The 18,969-nt window shown below is 56.9% G+C and carries 20 protein-coding genes; 14 read left to right on the forward strand and 6 right to left on the reverse strand.

Features of this window, described 5'->3' with window-relative positions; translation table 11 throughout:
* Window positions 1-3: 3 nt before the first annotated feature.
* Both MC50_RS16890 and MC50_RS16895 read right to left on the reverse strand, forming a co-directional pair.
* Window positions 4-816 (reverse strand): Cof-type HAD-IIB family hydrolase, encoded by an 813-nt coding sequence (locus tag MC50_RS16890; RefSeq protein WP_032700498.1) that lies wholly within the window; start codon window positions 814-816, stop codon window positions 4-6.
* Window positions 816-2,018 carry an MFS transporter gene (locus tag MC50_RS16895; RefSeq protein ID WP_032688673.1) on the reverse strand — a complete coding sequence of 401 codons (1,203 nt, stop codon included), beginning with the start codon at window positions 2,016-2,018 and terminating at the stop codon, window positions 816-818. The genes MC50_RS16890 and MC50_RS16895 overlap by 1 nt, the downstream gene beginning before the upstream one ends.
* A 158-nt stretch (window positions 2,019-2,176) precedes the next feature.
* Between MC50_RS16895 and MC50_RS16900 the strand changes: the two genes are divergently transcribed.
* Window positions 2,177-2,725, forward strand: coding sequence for a TetR/AcrR family transcriptional regulator (locus tag MC50_RS16900; RefSeq protein ID WP_032697664.1), 549 nt, complete (start codon window positions 2,177-2,179; stop codon window positions 2,723-2,725).
* Between the two features lie 43 nt (window positions 2,726-2,768).
* Here the strand turns inward: MC50_RS16900 and MC50_RS16905 are convergent, their stop codons facing one another.
* The 3 genes from MC50_RS16905 to MC50_RS16915 form a co-directional block, all read right to left on the reverse strand.
* Window positions 2,769-3,569 (reverse strand): SDR family NAD(P)-dependent oxidoreductase, encoded by an 801-nt coding sequence (locus tag MC50_RS16905; RefSeq protein ID WP_032700497.1) that lies wholly within the window; start codon window positions 3,567-3,569, stop codon window positions 2,769-2,771.
* Between the two features lie 79 nt (window positions 3,570-3,648).
* Complete coding sequence (locus MC50_RS16910; RefSeq protein ID WP_032700496.1) at window positions 3,649-4,464, reverse strand: DUF6216 family protein; 816 nt, start codon at window positions 4,462-4,464, stop codon at window positions 3,649-3,651.
* Between the two features lie 461 nt (window positions 4,465-4,925).
* On the reverse strand, window positions 4,926-6,611 hold the full coding sequence (locus MC50_RS16915; protein WP_004859941.1) for an aspartate:alanine antiporter: 1,686 nt from the start codon (window positions 6,609-6,611) through the stop codon (window positions 4,926-4,928).
* Between the two features lie 268 nt (window positions 6,612-6,879).
* Here MC50_RS16915 and MC50_RS16920 point away from each other — a divergent pair, with 268 nt between their 5' ends.
* The gene (locus tag MC50_RS16920) at window positions 6,880-7,263 is read left to right on the forward strand and encodes an inner membrane protein YbjM (protein ID WP_032688671.1); all 384 of its coding nucleotides are present in this window, start codon (window positions 6,880-6,882) and stop codon (window positions 7,261-7,263) included.
* 6 nt (window positions 7,264-7,269) lie between these two features.
* On the opposite strand, the gene MC50_RS16925 is transcribed toward MC50_RS16920, so the two are convergent.
* Window positions 7,270-7,533 (reverse strand): GrxA family glutaredoxin, encoded by a 264-nt coding sequence (locus MC50_RS16925; RefSeq protein WP_004859945.1) that lies wholly within the window; start codon window positions 7,531-7,533, stop codon window positions 7,270-7,272.
* Window positions 7,534-7,742: 209 nt separating this feature from the next.
* Between MC50_RS16925 and MC50_RS16930 the strand changes: the two genes are divergently transcribed.
* From MC50_RS16930 to MC50_RS16985, 12 genes are all read left to right on the forward strand, one after another.
* Complete coding sequence (locus tag MC50_RS16930; protein WP_032688670.1) at window positions 7,743-8,030, forward strand: YbjC family protein; 288 nt, start codon at window positions 7,743-7,745, stop codon at window positions 8,028-8,030.
* Window positions 8,014-8,736, forward strand: a complete 723-nt coding sequence (gene nfsA / locus MC50_RS16935) for an oxygen-insensitive NADPH nitroreductase (protein WP_047664462.1) — start codon at window positions 8,014-8,016, stop codon at window positions 8,734-8,736. Before MC50_RS16930 ends, nfsA begins: the two co-directional genes overlap by 17 nt.
* Window positions 8,737-8,849: 113 nt before the next feature.
* Window positions 8,850-9,752: a 30S ribosomal protein S6--L-glutamate ligase gene (gene rimK / locus MC50_RS16940; RefSeq protein ID WP_004859950.1), complete on the forward strand. Its 903-nt coding sequence runs from the start codon at window positions 8,850-8,852 to the stop codon at window positions 9,750-9,752.
* 88 nt (window positions 9,753-9,840) lie between these two features.
* Complete coding sequence (locus MC50_RS16945; RefSeq protein WP_004859952.1) at window positions 9,841-10,320, forward strand: type III secretion system chaperone family protein; 480 nt, start codon at window positions 9,841-9,843, stop codon at window positions 10,318-10,320.
* 348 nt (window positions 10,321-10,668) lie between these two features.
* Window positions 10,669-11,781 carry a spermidine/putrescine ABC transporter substrate-binding protein PotF gene (potF, locus tag MC50_RS16950; RefSeq protein ID WP_004859954.1) on the forward strand — a complete coding sequence of 371 codons (1,113 nt, stop codon included), beginning with the start codon at window positions 10,669-10,671 and terminating at the stop codon, window positions 11,779-11,781.
* Window positions 11,782-11,967: 186 nt separating this feature from the next.
* Window positions 11,968-13,101, forward strand: coding sequence for a putrescine ABC transporter ATP-binding subunit PotG (potG, locus tag MC50_RS16955; RefSeq protein ID WP_032688668.1), 1,134 nt, complete (start codon window positions 11,968-11,970; stop codon window positions 13,099-13,101).
* Window positions 13,102-13,111: 10 nt separating this feature from the next.
* Complete coding sequence (potH, locus tag MC50_RS16960; protein ID WP_032688667.1) at window positions 13,112-14,065, forward strand: putrescine ABC transporter permease PotH; 954 nt, start codon at window positions 13,112-13,114, stop codon at window positions 14,063-14,065.
* On the forward strand, window positions 14,062-14,907 hold the full coding sequence (gene potI, locus MC50_RS16965; RefSeq protein WP_004859959.1) for a putrescine ABC transporter permease PotI: 846 nt from the start codon (window positions 14,062-14,064) through the stop codon (window positions 14,905-14,907). Before potH ends, potI begins: the two co-directional genes overlap by 4 nt.
* Before the next feature lie 75 nt (window positions 14,908-14,982).
* Window positions 14,983-15,456 (forward strand): YbjO family protein, encoded by a 474-nt coding sequence (locus tag MC50_RS16970; RefSeq protein ID WP_032688666.1) that lies wholly within the window; start codon window positions 14,983-14,985, stop codon window positions 15,454-15,456.
* A gap of 42 nt (window positions 15,457-15,498) precedes the next feature.
* Window positions 15,499-16,629: a 23S rRNA (uracil(747)-C(5))-methyltransferase RlmC gene (gene rlmC / locus MC50_RS16975; protein WP_047664465.1), complete on the forward strand. Its 1,131-nt coding sequence runs from the start codon at window positions 15,499-15,501 to the stop codon at window positions 16,627-16,629.
* Between the two features lie 78 nt (window positions 16,630-16,707).
* On the forward strand, window positions 16,708-17,424 hold the full coding sequence (locus MC50_RS16980; protein ID WP_047664467.1) for a response regulator transcription factor: 717 nt from the start codon (window positions 16,708-16,710) through the stop codon (window positions 17,422-17,424).
* Window positions 17,421-18,899 carry a sensor histidine kinase gene (locus MC50_RS16985; RefSeq protein ID WP_047664470.1) on the forward strand — a complete coding sequence of 493 codons (1,479 nt, stop codon included), beginning with the start codon at window positions 17,421-17,423 and terminating at the stop codon, window positions 18,897-18,899. The genes MC50_RS16980 and MC50_RS16985 overlap by 4 nt, the downstream gene beginning before the upstream one ends.
* Window positions 18,900-18,969: the final 70 nt, after the last annotated feature.

An 18,969-nucleotide genomic window follows, 5' to 3' on the forward strand; every position in this document is an offset into this window, starting at 1 on the left:
CGATCAGGCGAACGGCGCTTCGCGATTCAGCACTTTGTCGATGATGTGCAGCACACCTTCTTCATTGTTATGCGGCGCATCGAAGCCGGCGACGGCTTTCACCGGTGCTGCCGCGTTGGCCATCGCAAAGCCAAATCCGGCATGTTGCAGCATTTCAATATCGTTTCCGCTGTCGCCAAAAGCGACGACTTCATGATTATCAATGCCCCAGCGCTGTTGCAAAATACGCAGACCGTTGGCTTTGTGCACGCCGGGAATAATCAGATCGATGCTGCCGTAGCCGGTTGCCACGGCGGTCACCATATCGCCCAACGCCGCGTGTAGCTGCGGCTGGATTTGTGGAATCAGCTGGTCAGGCACGTTGAGGCCGAATTTCAGTATCACGTCATCGATATGGTTGAAGTCATCCACCAACTGCAGGCGATGGTAATATTTCGCGGCGACCGTCTTTAACTCATCGTTATAGCTATTCAGGGTATACGCGCTGCGTTTACCGCAGGCGATAATTTCAATATCGGACAGCGTCTGCAGATAGTCGATGACGGTGTGGAAATGATCTTTTGGCAACTGACAGTTAAAAACGTCATCGCCGGCGCTGACCACCCAGCCGCCGTTTTCAGCAACAAAGGCTATCTCGTGGGCGATGTCCGGGAAAAATGAAATCAGCTGGTAATACTGGTTGCCGCTGGCGACGACAAAGCGAATATTCTGTTCGCGCATACGCTGATACTGGTTCAGGAAACGCGGGCGATTGTAGGTTTTGGCATCGCTTAAAAAGGTGCCATCCATGTCTACCGCAATCAGTTTGATGCTCATTAACTGTTCTCCATGACAGGTTCATTGTGTGGTTTTGCCACCGCTCTGGCGACCAACGCCGCTACCATGACCAGACCCAGCACCACCATCATGGCGCTGCGCAGGCCGAAGTGTTCGCCAAGGAAGCCCAGCAGCGGCGGCCCGACCAGGAAGGCAAGATAGCCGGTTATCGCCACCACGCTGACGCGCTTCGGCGCATCGGGGCCGGTGTCGCTGGCGGCGGAAATGGTCAGCGGGAAACCGAGCGATGCGCCAAGGCCCCACAGCAGTACCGAGACGCCTGCCACCCACGGGTTGTCGACGAAGATGATCAGGCCGATGCCCAGCGCGCCCATAAGGGCGCTGGCGCGTACTACCGTGACCCGGCTGTAGCGATCGATAAACCAGCCGCCGGTAAAGCGACCGATTGTCATCCCGAGGGTGAAGCCGGCGTAAATCAAGGAGCCAGAGGTGGGGCTGAAGCCGTGACCGTCCACCATCAGCAGCGGCAGCCAGTCGTTGGCAGACCCTTCAGCAAAGGCCATCGCCAGCACCACGACGCCAATCAGCAACAGCTGAACATCACGCCATACCGGCAGACCTTTTTCTTCATGATGCGCGCTTTCTGCCGCATTTTTTCCGGTCCCGTCCGGGATGGCGCGAATCGCAATGGCAATCGGGGCAATCGCCACCAGCGCAGCCAGCAGAATATGCGGTGCGGCGGGCAGACCAAAACCGGTCACCGCCATCCCCACGCCGGCGCCGAACAGCGTACCGAAGCTGTAAAATCCATGCATCATCGGCAGGACGGTTTTATTCATTTCGCGCTCGACGGCGGCGCCTTCGACGTTAATAGCCACCTCCGCCGAACCGAAGCTAGCGCCGAAAATGGCCAGCCCGATGGCAAACAGGACCGCCGAGGTGAGCCACAGCGCCACGCTGAGCACTATCATGCCGACCACGGCGCACGACATGGTGGTGCGAATCACCTTGCGGGTGCCAAACCGTTTGACCAGCCACGCCGAGCAGAGAATCCCGCTCATCGAACCAATCGACAGGCCAAATAAAACGATGCCCATTTCCGCCGTTGACAGCGTCAGCAGGTCACGGATCGCCGGAGTACGGGTAGCCCATGAGGCCATCAGCAATCCAGGGATAAAGAAGAACATGAAGAGGGCCCAGAGTCGGAGCTGTAAGGCCCGGCGGGAGGTTTGCGCTGTCATCCGTAAACGCCTGTGAATGAGAAGATGGAGACAACAGTAGCAAGACTGTGTACATTTGTACATATTCTTCAGAATGCGTATTCGGACAAGAACCGGGCGCCTGGGAGCGCGACATTGCTGCCGATAGCATGCGCATGACAGCGACTAAGAGGAAAGATATGGCCCGTCGACCGAACGATCCGCAGCGCCGGGAGCGCATTTTACAGGCCACGCTGGATACCATTGCCACCCACGGGATTCACGCGGTCACCCATCGTAAAATTGCCAGCTGCGCGGAGGTTCCGCTAGGCTCGCTGACCTACTATTTCAGCGGTATTGAAGCGTTGATAGAAGAGGCGTTTCGCATTTTTACCCGCGATATGTCCGTACAGTACCAGCAGTTTTTTACCTCGGTCAGCAGCCGTGAAGAGGCCTGCGATGCGATTGCCGAGCTGATCTTCAGCGCCCAGGTGACGACCGCGCGAAATATGGAGTTGATGTATCAGCTGTATGCGTTTTGCAGCAGCCAGCCGGCGCTGAAGGCGGTGATGCAGCACTGGATGCGGCGCAGTCAGCAAACGCTGGAGCAGTGGTTTGAGCCGGCTACGGCTCGCGGGCTGGATGCGTTTATCGAGGGAATGACCCTGCATTTTGTCACCGATAGCGCGCCGCTCTCAAAGCAGGCTATCCGCCTGATGGTCGGACGCCTGGCCGGAGAGGGGGAGTAGCCCGCTAAAGCGCTGCGCGCAGAGATATTGCCCTGCCTGAGGATTATCCGCCGGTCGTGGCGCCGGCCGTCATATTAACCACCGTTGCCGTCATGGCGTCGGCACGATCGGATGCCAGAAAGGTGATGACATCGGCCACCTGCGTCAGCGTCGGCAAGCGTTTGAGCATAGTGCTGTGTGCTGCGCCGCCAACCCACTGTTCGACCGTTAATCCCATCGCCTGCGCTTTTGCAGCAAAGACTTCCGCAGTGTAAGAGCCGGCCTCCACCGCGCCGGTAATGGCGTGCGAGCGTACGCCGAGGACGCGGATATTCTTCGGCCCCAGTTCGCTGGCGAGCGCTTTGATAAAAGCTTCGCTACCCGCACAGCCGACGATATGGCCCAGGTGGCCCGGCATGGCCATTGTTGCCGCCGGAGCAACGACGGTGATAATGGCGCCCGGGCGAGCGCCGCCCATATAGGGGGTAACGGCTTTCGCCAGGTTGAACTGGGCCGCCAGGAACGGGGTGATGCCCTGCATAAACTCGGCGAGGGATAGCGTCGTGATTTCCTTGCCCTGATTATGGACGAAGCCGGTGGCATTGACGACGATGTCGAGCCCGTCGCTCTGCTGCGTCAGCTGCGCTATCCGATCGGCGGTCGATCGTTCGTCGAGGAGATCAACGATAAAGGTTTCGGCCCTGCCGCCCGCCGCCCGAATTTCGCCCGCCACCCGATCCAGCTTCTGCCGATCACGCGCGCCGAGGTAGACTCGCGCCCCCTCGCGCGCCATAGCATGCGCCACGGCGGAGCCTATCGCACCGCTGCCGCCGAAGATGGCGGCAACTTTATCTTTTACCAGCATCGCCTTTCCCTCTCACCGGACTGAACTCGTCAAAGTATGCGCAATAACCGGGAGGATGCCAATGCGACGGAGAATGCCGTTACCGCCGGGGCCTGCGAGCGTCCCTCTCCGCCAGCTCCTGATAGATGGCGTAAATACCTGTCGGTGCGAAGTTGCCCTGGACGCAATGAATCGCTTTTTGTTGTTCAAGCAAAATAAAGCGCCTGACTTTATTGGTGTAGTGAATCATTAACCAGAATCCCGACATCAGCCATAGCAGCATAAATTCAATAATAAAAATGAATGAGTAAGTGATCATTATTTCTTTATTGAAGTTTTTTATTGATTCTTCTAAATACTCCTTGCCTTCGGCTGTTGTCAGCAAGCGGCAAAGATCATGACGGTATTCGCGGTCCAGGACGCTGGCGGTGTTTTTCGGCGGGGCTGTATTGGCTTGACAGTCGTTTGCTGAGACGGTCCATCGAGGTGCCGCCAGCACCGTGGCCTCCGTTGCGGTTGTTTTAGAAACATAAAAGCGATCGCCTGACTTTTTCCAAATCAACAGTGCCGTGTCTGGCGGGGCGGTAATCGTTTGTATAAGCGGTGGGACAAAATACCACAAAGACCATCCAAAAATAGCTGAGAACAAGAGGGTGATTAATTTCTCGGGCCTGCCTGTCGAGGGCAGTTTTTTCAATGGGATGGAGATGGCAAAGAAGTTCAAAATGAAGGGGGGCACCCCTGCATTCTTTAACACGATGCTGTGGCCTTTTTTATATTTGAAAATCCCATTGACTGCTTTTCGCACTGGCTGGAACAGAAAGGCGAGAACGGTCAGGGCAGCGACAGTCGTGCTCAGCGGTGCGCCGGAGAACTCAGAAACAAACATCGTAAAGTCAGAGGGGAAAGCGGGCATCAACATCTCCTGTGGTAAACATTCCTTATTGGTATGATTTGACCTGTGGGGCAAGCGGGAGGAGTCGCGAACGGATCGCCCTGTTCCTGGCTGATGACGCGTGCAACTCTGGCGCTTCACCCGGCGTACCAGTGTACATCACCTGGTGGTTAAGGGGAGGGCAACGCATTCGTGAGGACTGGTACAGCAGAAATGGTGGGGTGAGGAGCACGGTCCCGGGAGGATGTCCGGCTGATGTGGCGGTGGTCGCCGTGCTATCGCCAATGGCAGCACCCGGCGGTTGTCACTGAATAATTTTAAAGATGATAAAATTCAGGCAACAAAAAACCCATCAACCTTGAACCAAAATGGCGGGGTTGATGGGCTCCACAAAATGGGGACATCAAAGAAAAGCAGTGGCACTACTTATGACTGATGCCCAAGAGAAAAGTTCTGCCTCTATCCATTTTTTTCTTAAATATTTACTGTAGCCCTGGCCAGATGATGACAATCAGCGTCCCTGCCAGGGTCAGCAGCACATTGGCAATCGCATAGGTGCCCGCGTAGCCCAGCGCCGGAATGTTGCTGCGCGCGGTGTCGCTGATAATTTCCATCGCCGGAGCGCAGGTGCGCGCCCCCATCATGGCGCCAAACAACATCGCGCGGTTCATACGCAGTACATAGGCGCCAAACAAGAAGCAAATTACCACCGGCACCAGGCTGACGATAAGACCCGCCGCCAGCATCTGGCCACCGATGGCGCCCAGGCCGTGACCAATCCCGGCGCCGGCGCTCAGACCGACCCCGGCCATAAAGACCATCAGGCCGAACTCTTTCACCATATTCAGCGCGCCCTGCGGAATATAGCCGAAGGTCGGGTGGTTGGCGCGCAGGAAACCGAGCATAATCCCGGCAAACAGCAGCCCCGCCGCGTTACCGATGCCAAAGCTGAAAGAGCTGAACTGGAAGGTGATCATGCCGATCATCAGCCCGACGATAAAGAAGGCGCAGAAGGCAAGCAGGTCGGTCACCTGGCTGTGAATGGAGATAAAGCCGATGCGGTCGGCAACGGTTTTGACGCGTCGCGCATCGCCGCTGACCTGTAACACATCGCCTTTGTTGAGCACCACGTTATCGTCGATCGGCATTTCAATCTGGCTGCGGATGACGCGGTTTAAGAAGCAGCCGTGATCGGTCAGCTTCAGCTGCGCCAGACGGCGGCCTACGGCGTTGTGGTTTTTCACCACGATCTCTTCGGTGACGATGCGCATATCCAGCAGATCGCGGTCGAAGACCTCTTTGCCGTTACGGAAGCTGGGATCAAGGCGGGCATGGGCGTCCGGGTAACCCACCAGCGCGATATCATCGCCCATCTGCAGGACGGCATCGCCATCCGGGTTCGCCAGAATACCGTTACGGCGAATACGCTCAATGTAGCAGCCGGTTTGCCGGTAAATCCCCAGCTCGCGCAGATTTTTACCGTCAGCCCAGGCGACCAGCTCCGGGCCGACGCGATAGGCCCGGATCACCGGCAGGTAGACTTTACGTTTGGAGTCGGTATCGAGCCCGCGTTCACGCGCAATCTGCTGGGCGCTGGTTTGCAGATCCTGATGCTGCAGCTTCGGCATATAGCGCGCGCCGACGATCAGACTGACGAGACCAATCAGATAGGTCAGGGCGTAGCCCAGACTCAGGTGGTCGAGGGAGAGCGCCAGCCGATCGCTGGGCAGGCCAAAGTGCCGTAGCGTATCCCCCGCACCGACCAGCACCGGCGTTGATGTCATCGCACCTGCGAGCATCCCGGCGGTCAGACCGATGTCCCAGCCGAACAGTTTTCCCAGCCCCATCGCCAGCAACATCGCGCTGCCGACCATCACCAGGGCGAGCATCAGATAGTTTTTTCCGTCGCGGAAAAAAATAGAAAAAAAGTTGGGACCCGCTTCCACGCCAACGCAAAAAATAAACAGCATAAAGCCCAGATTTAGCGCATCAGTGTTAATACTGAAATGCTGCTGACCTAATAATAATGAAACCACTAAAACGCCAATAGAATTACCAAGTTGTACTGACCCGAGACGAAGTTTCCCGAGACAAAGCCCCAGGGCAAGTACAACGAATAATAACAGGATGTAATTCCCGTTTAACAAATCTGCGACGTTTATATTCACGAAAGCCAACTTCTCATTTACTAGTAAGTTGTTGAAGGAAATGGTTATTTGGTCTAAGGTTGGTCCAGTGTTCGCGTTGTCCCGAACCCTGTTCTGGCATCCCGTTATAACCAGTAAAAACAGAGCCGGTAGTTTAATCCTTCCTGGATGCTGCGGCTAGTCACAATCGTTTTTACGCCGATGGGGAGCTAAATTGGCATGGATTGCCGGAATGCTTTATCTGACTGGACGAAGTGAAGTGGGTTAGAAGCAGAATCAGGAGGATATTGTGAAATCTGAGCGTGCCTGGGTGGGTATTACCTGTGGGTTCTTTCTGTTTATCGTAGTGTGTTTATTGTTGTTACTGCATATGAAAGGCGTCTTTCGGGCTACCGGTAATCCTGAGGTTGGACTGCTCTACTTTTTGCTGCCCGGTGCGGCCGCCAGCTGCCTCTCTCCGGGGCGACGCGTCATCCAGCCGCTGGTGGGGGCGATTCTGGCGACTCCCGTCTGTCTGCTGATCATGCGGATTTTTTTTGCGGCTCAGCGTACCTTCTGGCAACAACTGGCGTGGCTGTTTAGCGCGGTATTCTGGTGTGCGCTGGGTGCGCTGTGCTTTCTGTTTATCTGCGCCTGGCTGGATACCAGACGCAATCATTCGTCAGAGGAATGAGTCGGCTCAGGCAAACAGACCGAGATTCTCTTTCGCCCAGGCTTCAAAATCGGTGCAGCCGCCGATATGTTTTTGATCGACAAAAATCTGCGGAACGGTCTCAACCGGTTTGCCTACGGTCTTTTCCAGGTCGCTCTTGCTGATGCCTTCGGCGTGAATATCAACGTAGCGGTAGTTGAAGTCATCGCGTTCATTGGTCAGTTTCTCTGCCAGTTCTTTAGCGCGAACACAATACGGGCAACCAGGGCGACCAAAAATAACGGTAAACATACTTTCTCTCCTTAAATCTCAGCCGGATGGCGAATGGCAGCTATGATGACGCGTTATGCCGGCGAGGAAAAGAAGGTTCTGCCTTTTTCTTCGATGGTTTAAGGCTATGTTTGATAAATGTCTTCGTGGTTAAATCATTATACTGTGTCGGCCGCGCGCGATTAGCCTGCGGAGCGCGCGAATAATATTGACTGGAGGAGAGCAGAGCTATGCGATCGCCTGCCGTTTTGCCAAAAAGCGTTCTGCTGGTAGAGATCATCGGGATTGTGCTGTTGACCCTCGCCTGGCTCTCGCTCAATCAGTACCTGCAGCTGCCGGCGCCGTTTTCCAGCCCGACGGCGGCGATGCTGATGATTTTTTCCGGGATCCTGCTGATGCTCCCGGCAGCGATAGCATTAATGTGGCGAATGGCCAGGATCGTCGCGCCACAGCTGACTCACACTCCAAAACCAACTTCTTCACCAGACAGAGAAAAACAAGATGACGCCGACCATTGATCTGCTGCGTAGCCACCGTTCCATCCGCCACTTTACCGATGCGCCGATCGGCGACGAACAGCGCGAAGCTATCATCGCCAGTGCGCAGGGGGCCTCAAGCTCGAGCTTTTTACAATGCAGCTCCATTATTCGCGTCACCGATCCTCAGCTTCGTGCGCAGCTGGTCACGATGAGCGGCGGCCAGCAGCACGTTGCGCGCGCGGCGGAGTTCTGGGTATTTTGCGCCGACTTTAACCGCCTCCTGCAAATCTGTCCGGACGCCCAGCTGGGGCTGGCCGAACAGCTGCTGCTGGGGTCGGTGGATACCGCAATGATGGCGCAAAATGCGCTGGTTGCCGCCGAATCCCTGGGCCTCGGCGGCGTCTATATCGGCGGGATCCGCAATAGTATTGAAGGGGTGACCGAACTGCTGAAGCTGCCGCAGCACGTCCTGCCGCTGTTTGGCTTGTGCCTGGGATGGCCCGCCGATAACCCGGGGGTGAAGCCGCGCATGCCTGCGGCGCTGCTGGTGCATGAAAATGCGTACCAGCCGGTGGATGAGGCGGTGCTGGCACAATATGATGAGCAGATGGCGCAGTACTACCTGTCGCGCGGCAGCAACACCCGCCGTGATACCTGGAGCGACCATATTCGGCGCACTATCATTAAAGAAAGTCGCCCGTTTATTCTCGACTATCTGCATAAGCAGGGGTGGGCAACGCGCTGATTGCGTGTACACTGCTGCCTGCTTTCCGCCCCGCCATTTGGTGCACCGGGCGGTCGTGGCGCAATTAACATATTGCAGGCCCGCCGGAGCGGGCCTTGTTGCAGAGGTGCAGGGTGAAAATTGCTATATTATCCCGGGATGGAACGCTTTATTCATGTCGTCGCCTGCGCGAAGCCGCGCAAAAACGCGGCCACCAGGTGGAAATTCTCGATCCGCTTTCCTGCTATATGAACGTGAGTCCGGTGGCCTCATCGATTCACTATAAGGGACGCCAGCTCCCGCATTTCGATGCCGTGATCCCACGCATTGGTTCCGCAATTACCTATTACGGGACCGCCGCCCTTCGTCAGTTTGAACTGCTCGGCAGCTATCCGCTCAATGAATCGGTGGCGATAACCCGCGCCCGTGACAAGCTGCGCTCGTTGCAGCTGCTGGCGCGGCAGGGGATCGATCTGCCGCTGACCGGTATTGCGCACTCTCCGGACGATACCAGCGACCTGATTGCCATGGTCGGCGGCGCGCCGCTGGTGGTCAAACTGGTGGAAGGGACGCAGGGCATCGGCGTGGTGCTGGCGGAGACCCGCCAGGCGGCAGAGAGCGTGATCGACGCTTTCCGCGGCCTGAACGCGCATATTCTGGTTCAGGAGTATATCGCCGAGGCGAAAGGGCGGGATGTACGCTGCCTGGTCGTGGGTAATGAAGTGGTGGCGGCGATCGAGCGGCGGGCGAAAGAGGGCGATTTCCGCTCTAACCTGCACCGCGGCGGTGTGGCGACGGTGGCCACGATCAGCGATCAGGAACGTGAGATGGCCATCAGGGCGGCGCAAACCCTGGGGCTGGATGTCGCCGGGGTGGATATCCTTCGCGCGACCCGTGGACCGCTGGTCATGGAGGTGAACGCCTCTCCGGGTCTGGAAGGCATTGAAACGACCACCGGAATTGATATTGCCGGGCGTATGATCGCCTGGATTGAGCGTCAGGCCACGCCAGAATTTTGTCTGAAAATGGGCGGATAACCGGCGCGGGCGACACTTTCATGGTATGCGCGGCGTTTTTTGCGTAAGCTATGGCGTCGTTTTTCTACAGTAAGAGGTCACAGGTCATATGGATTCACTGGTCGTTCCGGGTCTGGATACGCTACGTCACTGGCTCGATGAGTTAGGTATCAACTTCTTTGAGTGTGATTCCTGCCAGGCCTTGCATCTGCCGCATATGCAGAATTTCGACGGCATTTTTGATGCGAAGCTCGATCTGGTGGATAACGTCGTGCTCTTTTCCGCCCTGGCTGAAGTGAAGCCTTCGGCGCTGCTCGGACTTTCCGCGGATCTTTCGGCAATTAACGCCAGTTCGTTGACCGTCAAAGCCTTCCTCGATATTCAGGATGACAATCTGCCCAAACTGGTGGTGTGTCAGGCGCTTTCCGTCGGCGTCGGCATTACCGTCGAACAGTTTGGCTGGTTCTTCCGCCAGAGCGAAGAGCAGATTTCTATGGTTATCCTCGAAGCGGCAGCCAACCAGGTGCTCTATAAAGCCGAAGAAGAAGAGTACGTCGCTGAAGATATTCAGCACCATTTTCTTCACTAAACCTGCCGATGAATAGCGCAGCCACTGCCATAGCGGCTGCGTATTACGTGCTTTTATTCTGCATTTAACCTTTCCTTCAAGAATTTTTCACCGCCATTCAGCCGCTTTTGGCTTATCACGTAGACCGTTATTGCATAAAAAATTGATAAAAGGCGTTATTTTACCTGGGCTATAGCCTCTTATTCTGGCTACAGTTATTCTGACGATGCTTCCAGTTGCGGGCAACCATTCCGGGAGAGGTCCTCTCTCCTTTTCTTAGGCAATGAGAAAATATGCATGATTATTGCATGCAGACAAGTGCGTATATTAAGCCCGCTTGTTAACGGGCATTGAGAAGGAAAAAGAGATATGACCGCCTTTGGTAAAAAATGGTTAACAGGTCTGGTTACGGGTGCGTTGATGGCCGTCTCTGCCGGTTCACTCGCCGCTGAACAAAAAACCCTGCATGTTTATAACTGGTCTGATTATATTGCGCCGGATACGGTGGCAAATTTTGAAAAAGAGACCGGTATTAAAGTGGTGTACGACGTTTTTGACTCCAACGAAGTACTGGAAGGCAAATTAATGGCGGGCAGCACCGGCTTTGACCTGGTGGTCCCGTCCGCCAGCTTCCTCGAACGTCAGCTGGCGGCAGGCGTCTTCCAGCCGCTGGACAAAAGCAAGCTGCCAAACTGGAAGAATCTTGACCCGGAAGTCCTCAAGCTGGTCGCCAAACACGACCCGGATAACAAGTACGCGATGCCGTACCTGTGGGCGACCACCGGCATTGGCTATAACGTCGATAAAGTGAAAGCCGTGCTCGGTAAAGATGCGCCGCTGAATAGCTGGGATCTGGTGCTTAAGCCGGAGAACCTTGAAAAACTGAAAAGCTGCGGCGTCTCCTTCCTCGATGCGCCGGAAGAGATTTTTGCCACCGTCCTGAACTATCTGGGCAAAGATCCGAACAGTACAAAAGCCGATGATTACACCGGTCCGGCGACCGACCTGCTGCTGAAACTGCGGCCGAATATCCGCTACTTCCACTCCTCGCAATATATTAACGATCTTGCTAACGGCGATATCTGCGTCGCCATCGGCTGGGCTGGCGATGTCTGGCAGGCGGCGAACCGGGCAAAAGAAGCGAAGAACGGCGTGAACGTCTCCTACTTCATTCCCAAAGAGGGGGCGCTGGCGTTCTTTGATGTCTTCGCGATGCCGGCGGATGCGAAAAACAAAGATGAGGCTTATCAGTTCCTTAACTATCTGATGCGCCCGGAAGTGATCGCCAAAATCAGCGATCAGGTGTACTACGCTAACGGCAACAAAGCCTCTACGCCGCTGGTGAGCGAAACCATCCGTAATAACCCGGCTATCTACCCGCCGGCCGATGTGTTCGCCAAACTGTTCACCCTGAAGGTGCAGGATCCGAAAATCGACCGCGTACGTACGCGGGCGTGGACGAAAGTCAAAAGCGGGAAATAAAACCTGATGGCCCGGTTCACCGGGCCTGAAAGGTCTGACCCGGCCGGGTGGTTTCTCCGCGTGGTCGGGCAACAAACGGATTAAAGTGCAGCGAATACATGCACCAGGATGGTGCACCTGCACTGTAAAGTTCAATGTATGGCAACCGGGCCATACGGTGGTAGTTTTTTGCCGGAGAGCACCTGAGTGAACGACGCAATTCCCCGCCCACAAGCGAAAACCCCCAAAGCGCTGACCCCGCTGCTGGAAATCCGTAATCTGACGAAGTCTTTCGACGGGCAGCACGCCGTCGATGACGTCAACCTCACGATTTATAAAGGTGAAATCTTCGCCCTGCTGGGCGCATCCGGCTGTGGAAAATCGACGCTGCTGCGTATGCTGGCCGGCTTTGAGGAGCCGACGGCCGGGCAAATTATGCTCGATGGCGTTGACCTGTCGCGCGTGCCGCCCTACCAGCGGCCGATCAATATGATGTTTCAGTCCTACGCCCTGTTCCCCCATATGACGGTGGAGCAGAACATTGCCTTTGGTCTGAAGCAGGACAAGCTGCCGAAAGCCGAAATCGCCAGCCGGGTGCAGGAGATGCTGGCGCTGGTGCATATGCAGGAGTTCGCTAAACGCAAACCGCATCAGCTTTCCGGCGGTCAGCGGCAGCGCGTGGCGCTGGCCCGTAGCCTGGCGAAACGACCAAAGCTGCTGCTGCTTGATGAGCCGATGGGCGCGCTGGATAAAAAGCTCCGCGATCGTATGCAGCTGGAAGTGGTGGATATCCTCGAGCGCGTGGGGGCGACCTGCGTCATGGTGACCCACGATCAGGAAGAGGCGATGACCATGGCGGGACGTATCGCCATTATGAACCGCGGGAAGTTCGTGCAAATCGGCGAGCCGGAGGAGATCTACGAGCATCCGACAACCCGCTACAGTGCGGAATTTATCGGCTCGGTCAACGTGTTTGAAGGGGTAGTAAAAGATCGTCTGGAAGATGGTCTGGTGCTGAGTTCACCGGGGCTGACGCACCCGCTGAAGGTCGATCCTGATGCCTCCGTGATTGACAATGTGCCGGTGTGGGTCGCTCTGCGCCCGGAAAAAATTATGCTCTGCGATGAGCCGCCGGCGGATGGCTACAACTTTGCGGTAGGAGAGGTGATCTATATCGCCTACCTCGGCGACCTGTCTATCTACCACGTGCGGCTGCAAAGCGGGCAGATGATCAGCGCCCAGCTACAGAACGAACACCGCCACCGTAAGGGCACGCCAACCTGGGGTGATGAAGTGCGTTTGTGCTGGGATGCCGACAGCTGCGTTGTTCTGACGGTGTAAGGAGAGGGCGATGAGTGCATTAGAACCACCGGCCGGGGTGAAAAAAACCGGCGGTTTTGCCCAATGGCTCACCCGGTTGCAGATGGCGCATGGCCGCAAGCTGGTAATCGCGCTGCCGTATTTGTGGCTGATCTTGCTGTTTCTGCTGCCGTTCCTGATCGTGTTTAAAATCAGCCTCGCGGAGATGGCGCGGGCGATCCCGCCCTACACCGATCTGTGGGAGTGGGCGGACGGCCAGCTCACGCTCACCTTGAATCTCGGCAACTTCCTGCAGCTGACCGACGATCCGCTCTATTTTGAAGCCTATCTGCAGTCGCTGCAGGTGGCGGGGATCTCAACCTTCTGCTGCCTGCTGCTGGGCTATCCGCTGGCATGGGCGGTGGCGCACAGTAAACCGTCAACGCGAAATATCCTGCTGCTGCTGGTGATCCTGCCATCGTGGACCTCATTCCTGATCCGCGTCTATGCGTGGATGGGGCTGTTGAAAAGCAATGGCGTGCTGAATAACTTCCTGATCTGGCTCGGGGTTATCGATCAGCCGCTGGAGATCCTGCATACCAATCTGGCGGTCTATATCGGTATTGTGTACGCCTATCTGCCGTTTATGGTGCTGCCGATCTATACCGCGCTGACGCGTATCGACTACTCGCTGGTCGAGGCCTCTTTAGATCTGGGCGCCCGGCCGCTGAAAACCTTCTTCCAGGTGATCGTCCCGTTGACCAAAGGCGGGATTATCGCCGGTTCAATGCTGGTTTTCATCCCGGCGGTTGGGGAGTTCGTGATCCCGGAACTGCTGGGCGGTCCGGACAGCATTATGATCGGGCGGGTCCTGTGGCAGGAGTTCTTTAATAACCGCGACTGGCCGGTCGCTTCAGCGGTGGCCATCGTGATGCTGCTCCTGCTGATCGTGCCGATTATGTGGTTCCATAAACATCAGCAAAAACAGATGGGGGATCATGGATGAACGATTTGCCGGTAGTCCGTTCGCCGTGGCGAATTTTAATCCTCGTGCTCGGCTTTACCTTTTTATATGCGCCGATGCTAATGCTGGTGATTTACTCATTCAACAGCTCGAAGCTGGTGACGGTATGGGCGGGTTGGTCGACACGCTGGTACAGCGAGTTGTTCCATGATGATGCGATGATGAGCGCCGTCGGGCTGAGTCTGACCATCGCCACCTGTGCGGCGACGGCGGCGGCGATTCTGGGGACGATTGCCGCGGTGGTGATGGTGCGCTTTGGTCGCTTTCGGGGATCAAACGGCTTTGCCTTTATGATTACGGCGCCGCTGGTAATGCCGGATGTCATTACCGGGCTATCGCTGCTGCTGCTGTTTGTCGCGCTCGGGCACGCCATCGGCTGGCCGTCGGATCGCGGCATGTTGACCATCTGGCTGGCGCACGTGACTTTCTGTACCGCCTACGTGGCGGTGGTGATCTCGTCGCGACTGCGTGAACTGGACCACTCTATTGAGGAGGCGGCGATGGATTTAGGCGCGCCGCCGCTGAAGGTCTTTTTCATCATTACGCTGCCGATGATCATGCCGGCGGTGATCTCCGGCTGGCTGCTGGCGTTTACCTTATCACTGGACGATCTGGTCATCGCCAGCTTTGTTTCCGGCCCGGGAGCCACCACCTTGCCGATGCTGGTCTTCTCCAGCGTGCGTATGGGGGTCAACCCGGAAATCAACGCCCTGGCAACCTTAATCCTCGGCGTCGTGGGGATTGTTGGTTTTATCGCCTGGTATTTGATGGCGCGCGCAGAAAAGCAGCGGGTGCGCGATATCCAGCGTGCAAGACGGAGCTGAAGCCCCTAAAATCTACGGTAAAACTGGTATCGGCGTCGCGATGGTGCGACGCCGTTTTCATGGAAGACGTTTCCGTTGGGACTGTTTACAAAAACTCGTTCATCGCATGCGCGTCTTAACGTCCCTGCACTGGTGCAGGTGGCGGCGTTCGCCATTATTTTGATTCGTGCCGTGGATCTGCTGATGATCCTCAATCAGCTGGGTATCGGTGGGATAGAGGCGTTTATTCAGCGTAGCGTGCAGACATGGACCTTGACGCTGGTGTTTCTCTCCAGTCTGCTGCTGGTCTTTATTGAGATCTGGTGCGCATTTTCACTGGTGAAAGGGCGTAATCTGGCGCGCTGGATCTTTCTCCTGACGCAAATTATCGTCACCGCTTATCTCTGGGCGGCCTCGCTGGGGTATGGCTATCCGGAGCTGTTCAGTATTGCCGGCGAGTCAAAACGTGAAATTCTGCGTTCTCTGGTGATGCAAAAACTGCCCGATTTTCTGGTGCTGGCGCTGCTGTTTGTTCCGGCGTCGTGTCGACGGTTTTTCCGACTGCAATAACGGTGATACAATCCCCGCCCCTGATTTCTGGAAGGTCTTTTTATGCACTGCGCACTCTATGACGCGGGTCGCTGTCGCTCTTGTCAGTGGCTGGAACGGCCGTTAACACAACAGCTCGCCAGTAAAATGGCCGATCTCGAAACGCTGTTGGCCGACAGCCCGGTGGCGACATGGTTAGCGCCGGTTTCCGGCCCGCAAGCCGGTTTTCGCAACAAAGCTAAAATGGTGGTCAGCGGCAGCGTTGAACGCCCGCTGCTGGGGATGTTGCACCGCGATGGCAGTCCGGAAGACCTGACCGAATGTCCGCTCTATCCGGCCAGTTTTGCGCCGGTTTTTGCCGTGCTGAAACCGTTTATCGCCCGCGCCGGATTAACGCCCTATCACGTCGCCCGCAGGCGCGGCGAGCTGAAGTATCTGCTGCTGACGGAAAGCCAGCTCGACGGCGGCATGATGCTGCGTTTTGTGCTGCGTTCCCCGACAAAACTTACGCAGCTGCGCGCCGCGCTGCCGTGGCTGCAGGCGCAGCTGCCGCAGCTGAAGGTGATTACCGCCAATATTCAGCCGGTGCATATGGCCATTATGGAAGGCGAAGAGGAGATTCTCCTCAGCGAGCAGGCGGCGCTGGCGGAAAACTTTAACGACGTACCGCTGTGGATCCGCCCGCAGAGCTTTTTTCAAACGAATCCTGCCGTTGCCAGTCAGCTGTATGCGACCGCCCGCGATTGGGTACGCCAGCTGCCGGTCAATCATATGTGGGACCTGTTCTGCGGAGTGGGGGGCTTTGGCCTGCACTGCGCCACGCCGGAAATGCGCCTGACCGGGATTGAGATTGCGCCGGAGGCGATCGCCAGCGCGAAGCAGTCTGCCGCCGAACTGGGCCTGACCAACCTCCATTTTCAGGCGCTGGACTCGACGCAGTTTGCCACCGCTGAGGGAGAGATTCCTGACCTGGTGCTGGTCAACCCGCCACGCCGCGGTATCGGCCGCGAGCTGTGCGACTATTTAAGTCGTATGGCGCCGCCCTTTATTATCTACTCCAGCTGTAACGCGCAGACGATGGCGAAAGATATTGCGCGGCTGCCGGGCTATCGGGTTGAGCGGGTGCAGCTGTTTGATATGTTCCCCCACACCGCCCACTACGAAGTGCTGACGCTGCTGGTTCGCGAAGTTTAAACAAAATGTGAACTCTTCTGCCGACGTAAATCGGGTAAGCTTGGCTAATAACAGCGTGATATTAGCGGAGCAATACCCATGGCAAAGAAAATCCTGTTGGTCGAAGATGACGACGATATTGCCGCATTGCTGCGTTTAAATCTGCAGGATGAGGGATATCAGATTGTGCATGAAGCGGACGGCGCGCAGGCGCTGGTGCAGCTGGAAAAGGGCGGCTGGGATGCGGCGATTCTCGACCTGATGCTGCCCAACGTCGATGGGCTGGAGATTTGCCGGCGCATTCGCCAGATGACCCGCTATCTGCCGGTGATTATTATCAGCGCCCGTTCCAGCGAGACGCACCGCGTGCTGGGACTGGAAATGGGGGCGGACGACTACCTGGCCAAACCGTTTTCGGTTATCGAACTGGTGGCGCGAGTCAAAGCGCTCTTTCGTCGCCAGGAGGCGATGGGGCTCAATTTGCTGATGGATTCCGGGCGTATCAATTGCCACGGCCTGAGCATCGACCCGCTTGCGCGTGAAATCAGACTGCGCGGTGAGCCGGTGGATTTAACGCCGCGCGAATTTGACCTGCTGTACTACTTTGCCCGCCATCCCGGCGAGGTCTTCTCCCGCCTGGCCTTACTTGACCGCGTCTGGGGCTACCAGCACGAGGGCTATGAGCACACGGTCAATACCCATATCAACCGCCTGCGCAGTAAAATTGAACGCGACCCGGCGGAGCCGGAAATCATTCTGACGGTCTGGGGCAAGGGCTATAAATTCGCGCCTGTGCGTAAAGGAGCGGAGCAATGATGCGGCGATTAAGCCTGAGCCAGCGCCTGGCGCTGGTCTTCACTTCGCTGCTACTGCTTTGTGCGGTGGCGGTGTGTGTGGTTCAGCTGTATAGCAGCGCGCAATACGGTAATGCGATGGTCCAGCGTCTTTCGGTCGGGCTGGCACAGCAGATTGTTGCCCGTGAACCGCTGCTCGATGCGCGGGGCCATGTCAATCGCGAGGCGCTGAAACCGCTTTTCGATCGCCTGATGGTCTTCAACCCCAGCGTCGAGCTCTACTTGATCTCACCTGACGGCGAGCTGCTGGCCGATGCTGCGCCGCCGGGCCATATCAAACGCCAGCGCGTTGACATCGTGCCGATACAGACGTTTCTCTCCGGCGGCACCTGGCCGGTGTACGGTGACGATCCGCGTAGCGAGGATCAGCGCAAGGTCTTCAGCGTGGCGCCGTTGAATGTCGACGGCCAGCTGCGCGGCTATCTCTATATTATCCTGCAAGGGGAAACCTTTAATGAGCTGGCGGCCAGCGCCTGGCAGAAGACGTTGGGAAGCTTGCTTATCTGGACGCTGCTGCTGGTGGCCCTGTTTGGGCTGCTGGCCGGCGGTCTTGCCTGGTATTGGGTGACGCGCCCGGTACGCCAGCTGACCGCACAGGTGGGGGTGCCCGGAGAAGACAGCATGGGAGCGATTAAACTGCTGGCGGCGCAAGCGCCGGATCCGCATCCCGGCAATGAAGTGGCGATCCTGCATAACCGGTTTATCGACCTGGCCCGGCAGATCGCCGGGCAGTGGGATCGACTGGCCGATAGCGATCGCCAGCGGCGTGAATTTATCGCCAATATTTCTCACGATCTGCGGACTCCGCTGACTTCGCTGCTCGGTTATCTGGAGACGCTGACGCTGAAAGCCGATCGGCTGAGTGCGGAAGAGAGCAAGCGCTATCTCAATATTGCGCTGCGCCAGGGGAATAAAGTCCGCTCTCTTTCCCAGCAGCTGTTTGAGCTGGCGCGCCTGGAACATGGCGGGATCAAGCTGCAGCCGGAGAAATTTGTGCTGGCGGAGCTGGTCCAGGACGTGGCGCAGAAGTTCGACCTGGCGATTGCCACCCGCCACATCCGTTTACAGCTCTCCCTGGCCGGGGGATTGCCGCCGGTGGTGGCGGATTTATCGATGATGGAGCGGGTGTTGACCAATTTACTGGATAACGCGATTCGCCATACGCCGGATGGCGGCAGTATCAGCCTGACGGCCCGTCAGCAGGGGGCGGAGATGGTGGTTGAGGTAGCCGATAGCGGTCCTGGGGTTAGCGGTGAGCTGCGGGCGACACTGTTTGAGCGGCCTTCGGTGCTTGAACCCGGTCAGAGCCCGGAATCGCGAGGCGGGTTGGGACTGATGATTGTGCGGCGAATGCTGCAGCTGCACGGCGGTGATATTCAGCTGGTGGATGTGCCGGCAGGAGCCAGCTTCCGCTTTACCCTGCCGTTGCGTTCGTAGCGATGGTTCCCCGGCCAGGCGGTGCTGGCCGGGGAACCGCCCGGGCAAGGCATTTCGCCGCGACCCGGGT

It is taken from the genome of Klebsiella planticola, assembly GCF_000783935.2.
GTDB lineage: Bacteria > Pseudomonadota > Gammaproteobacteria > Enterobacterales > Enterobacteriaceae > Klebsiella > Klebsiella planticola.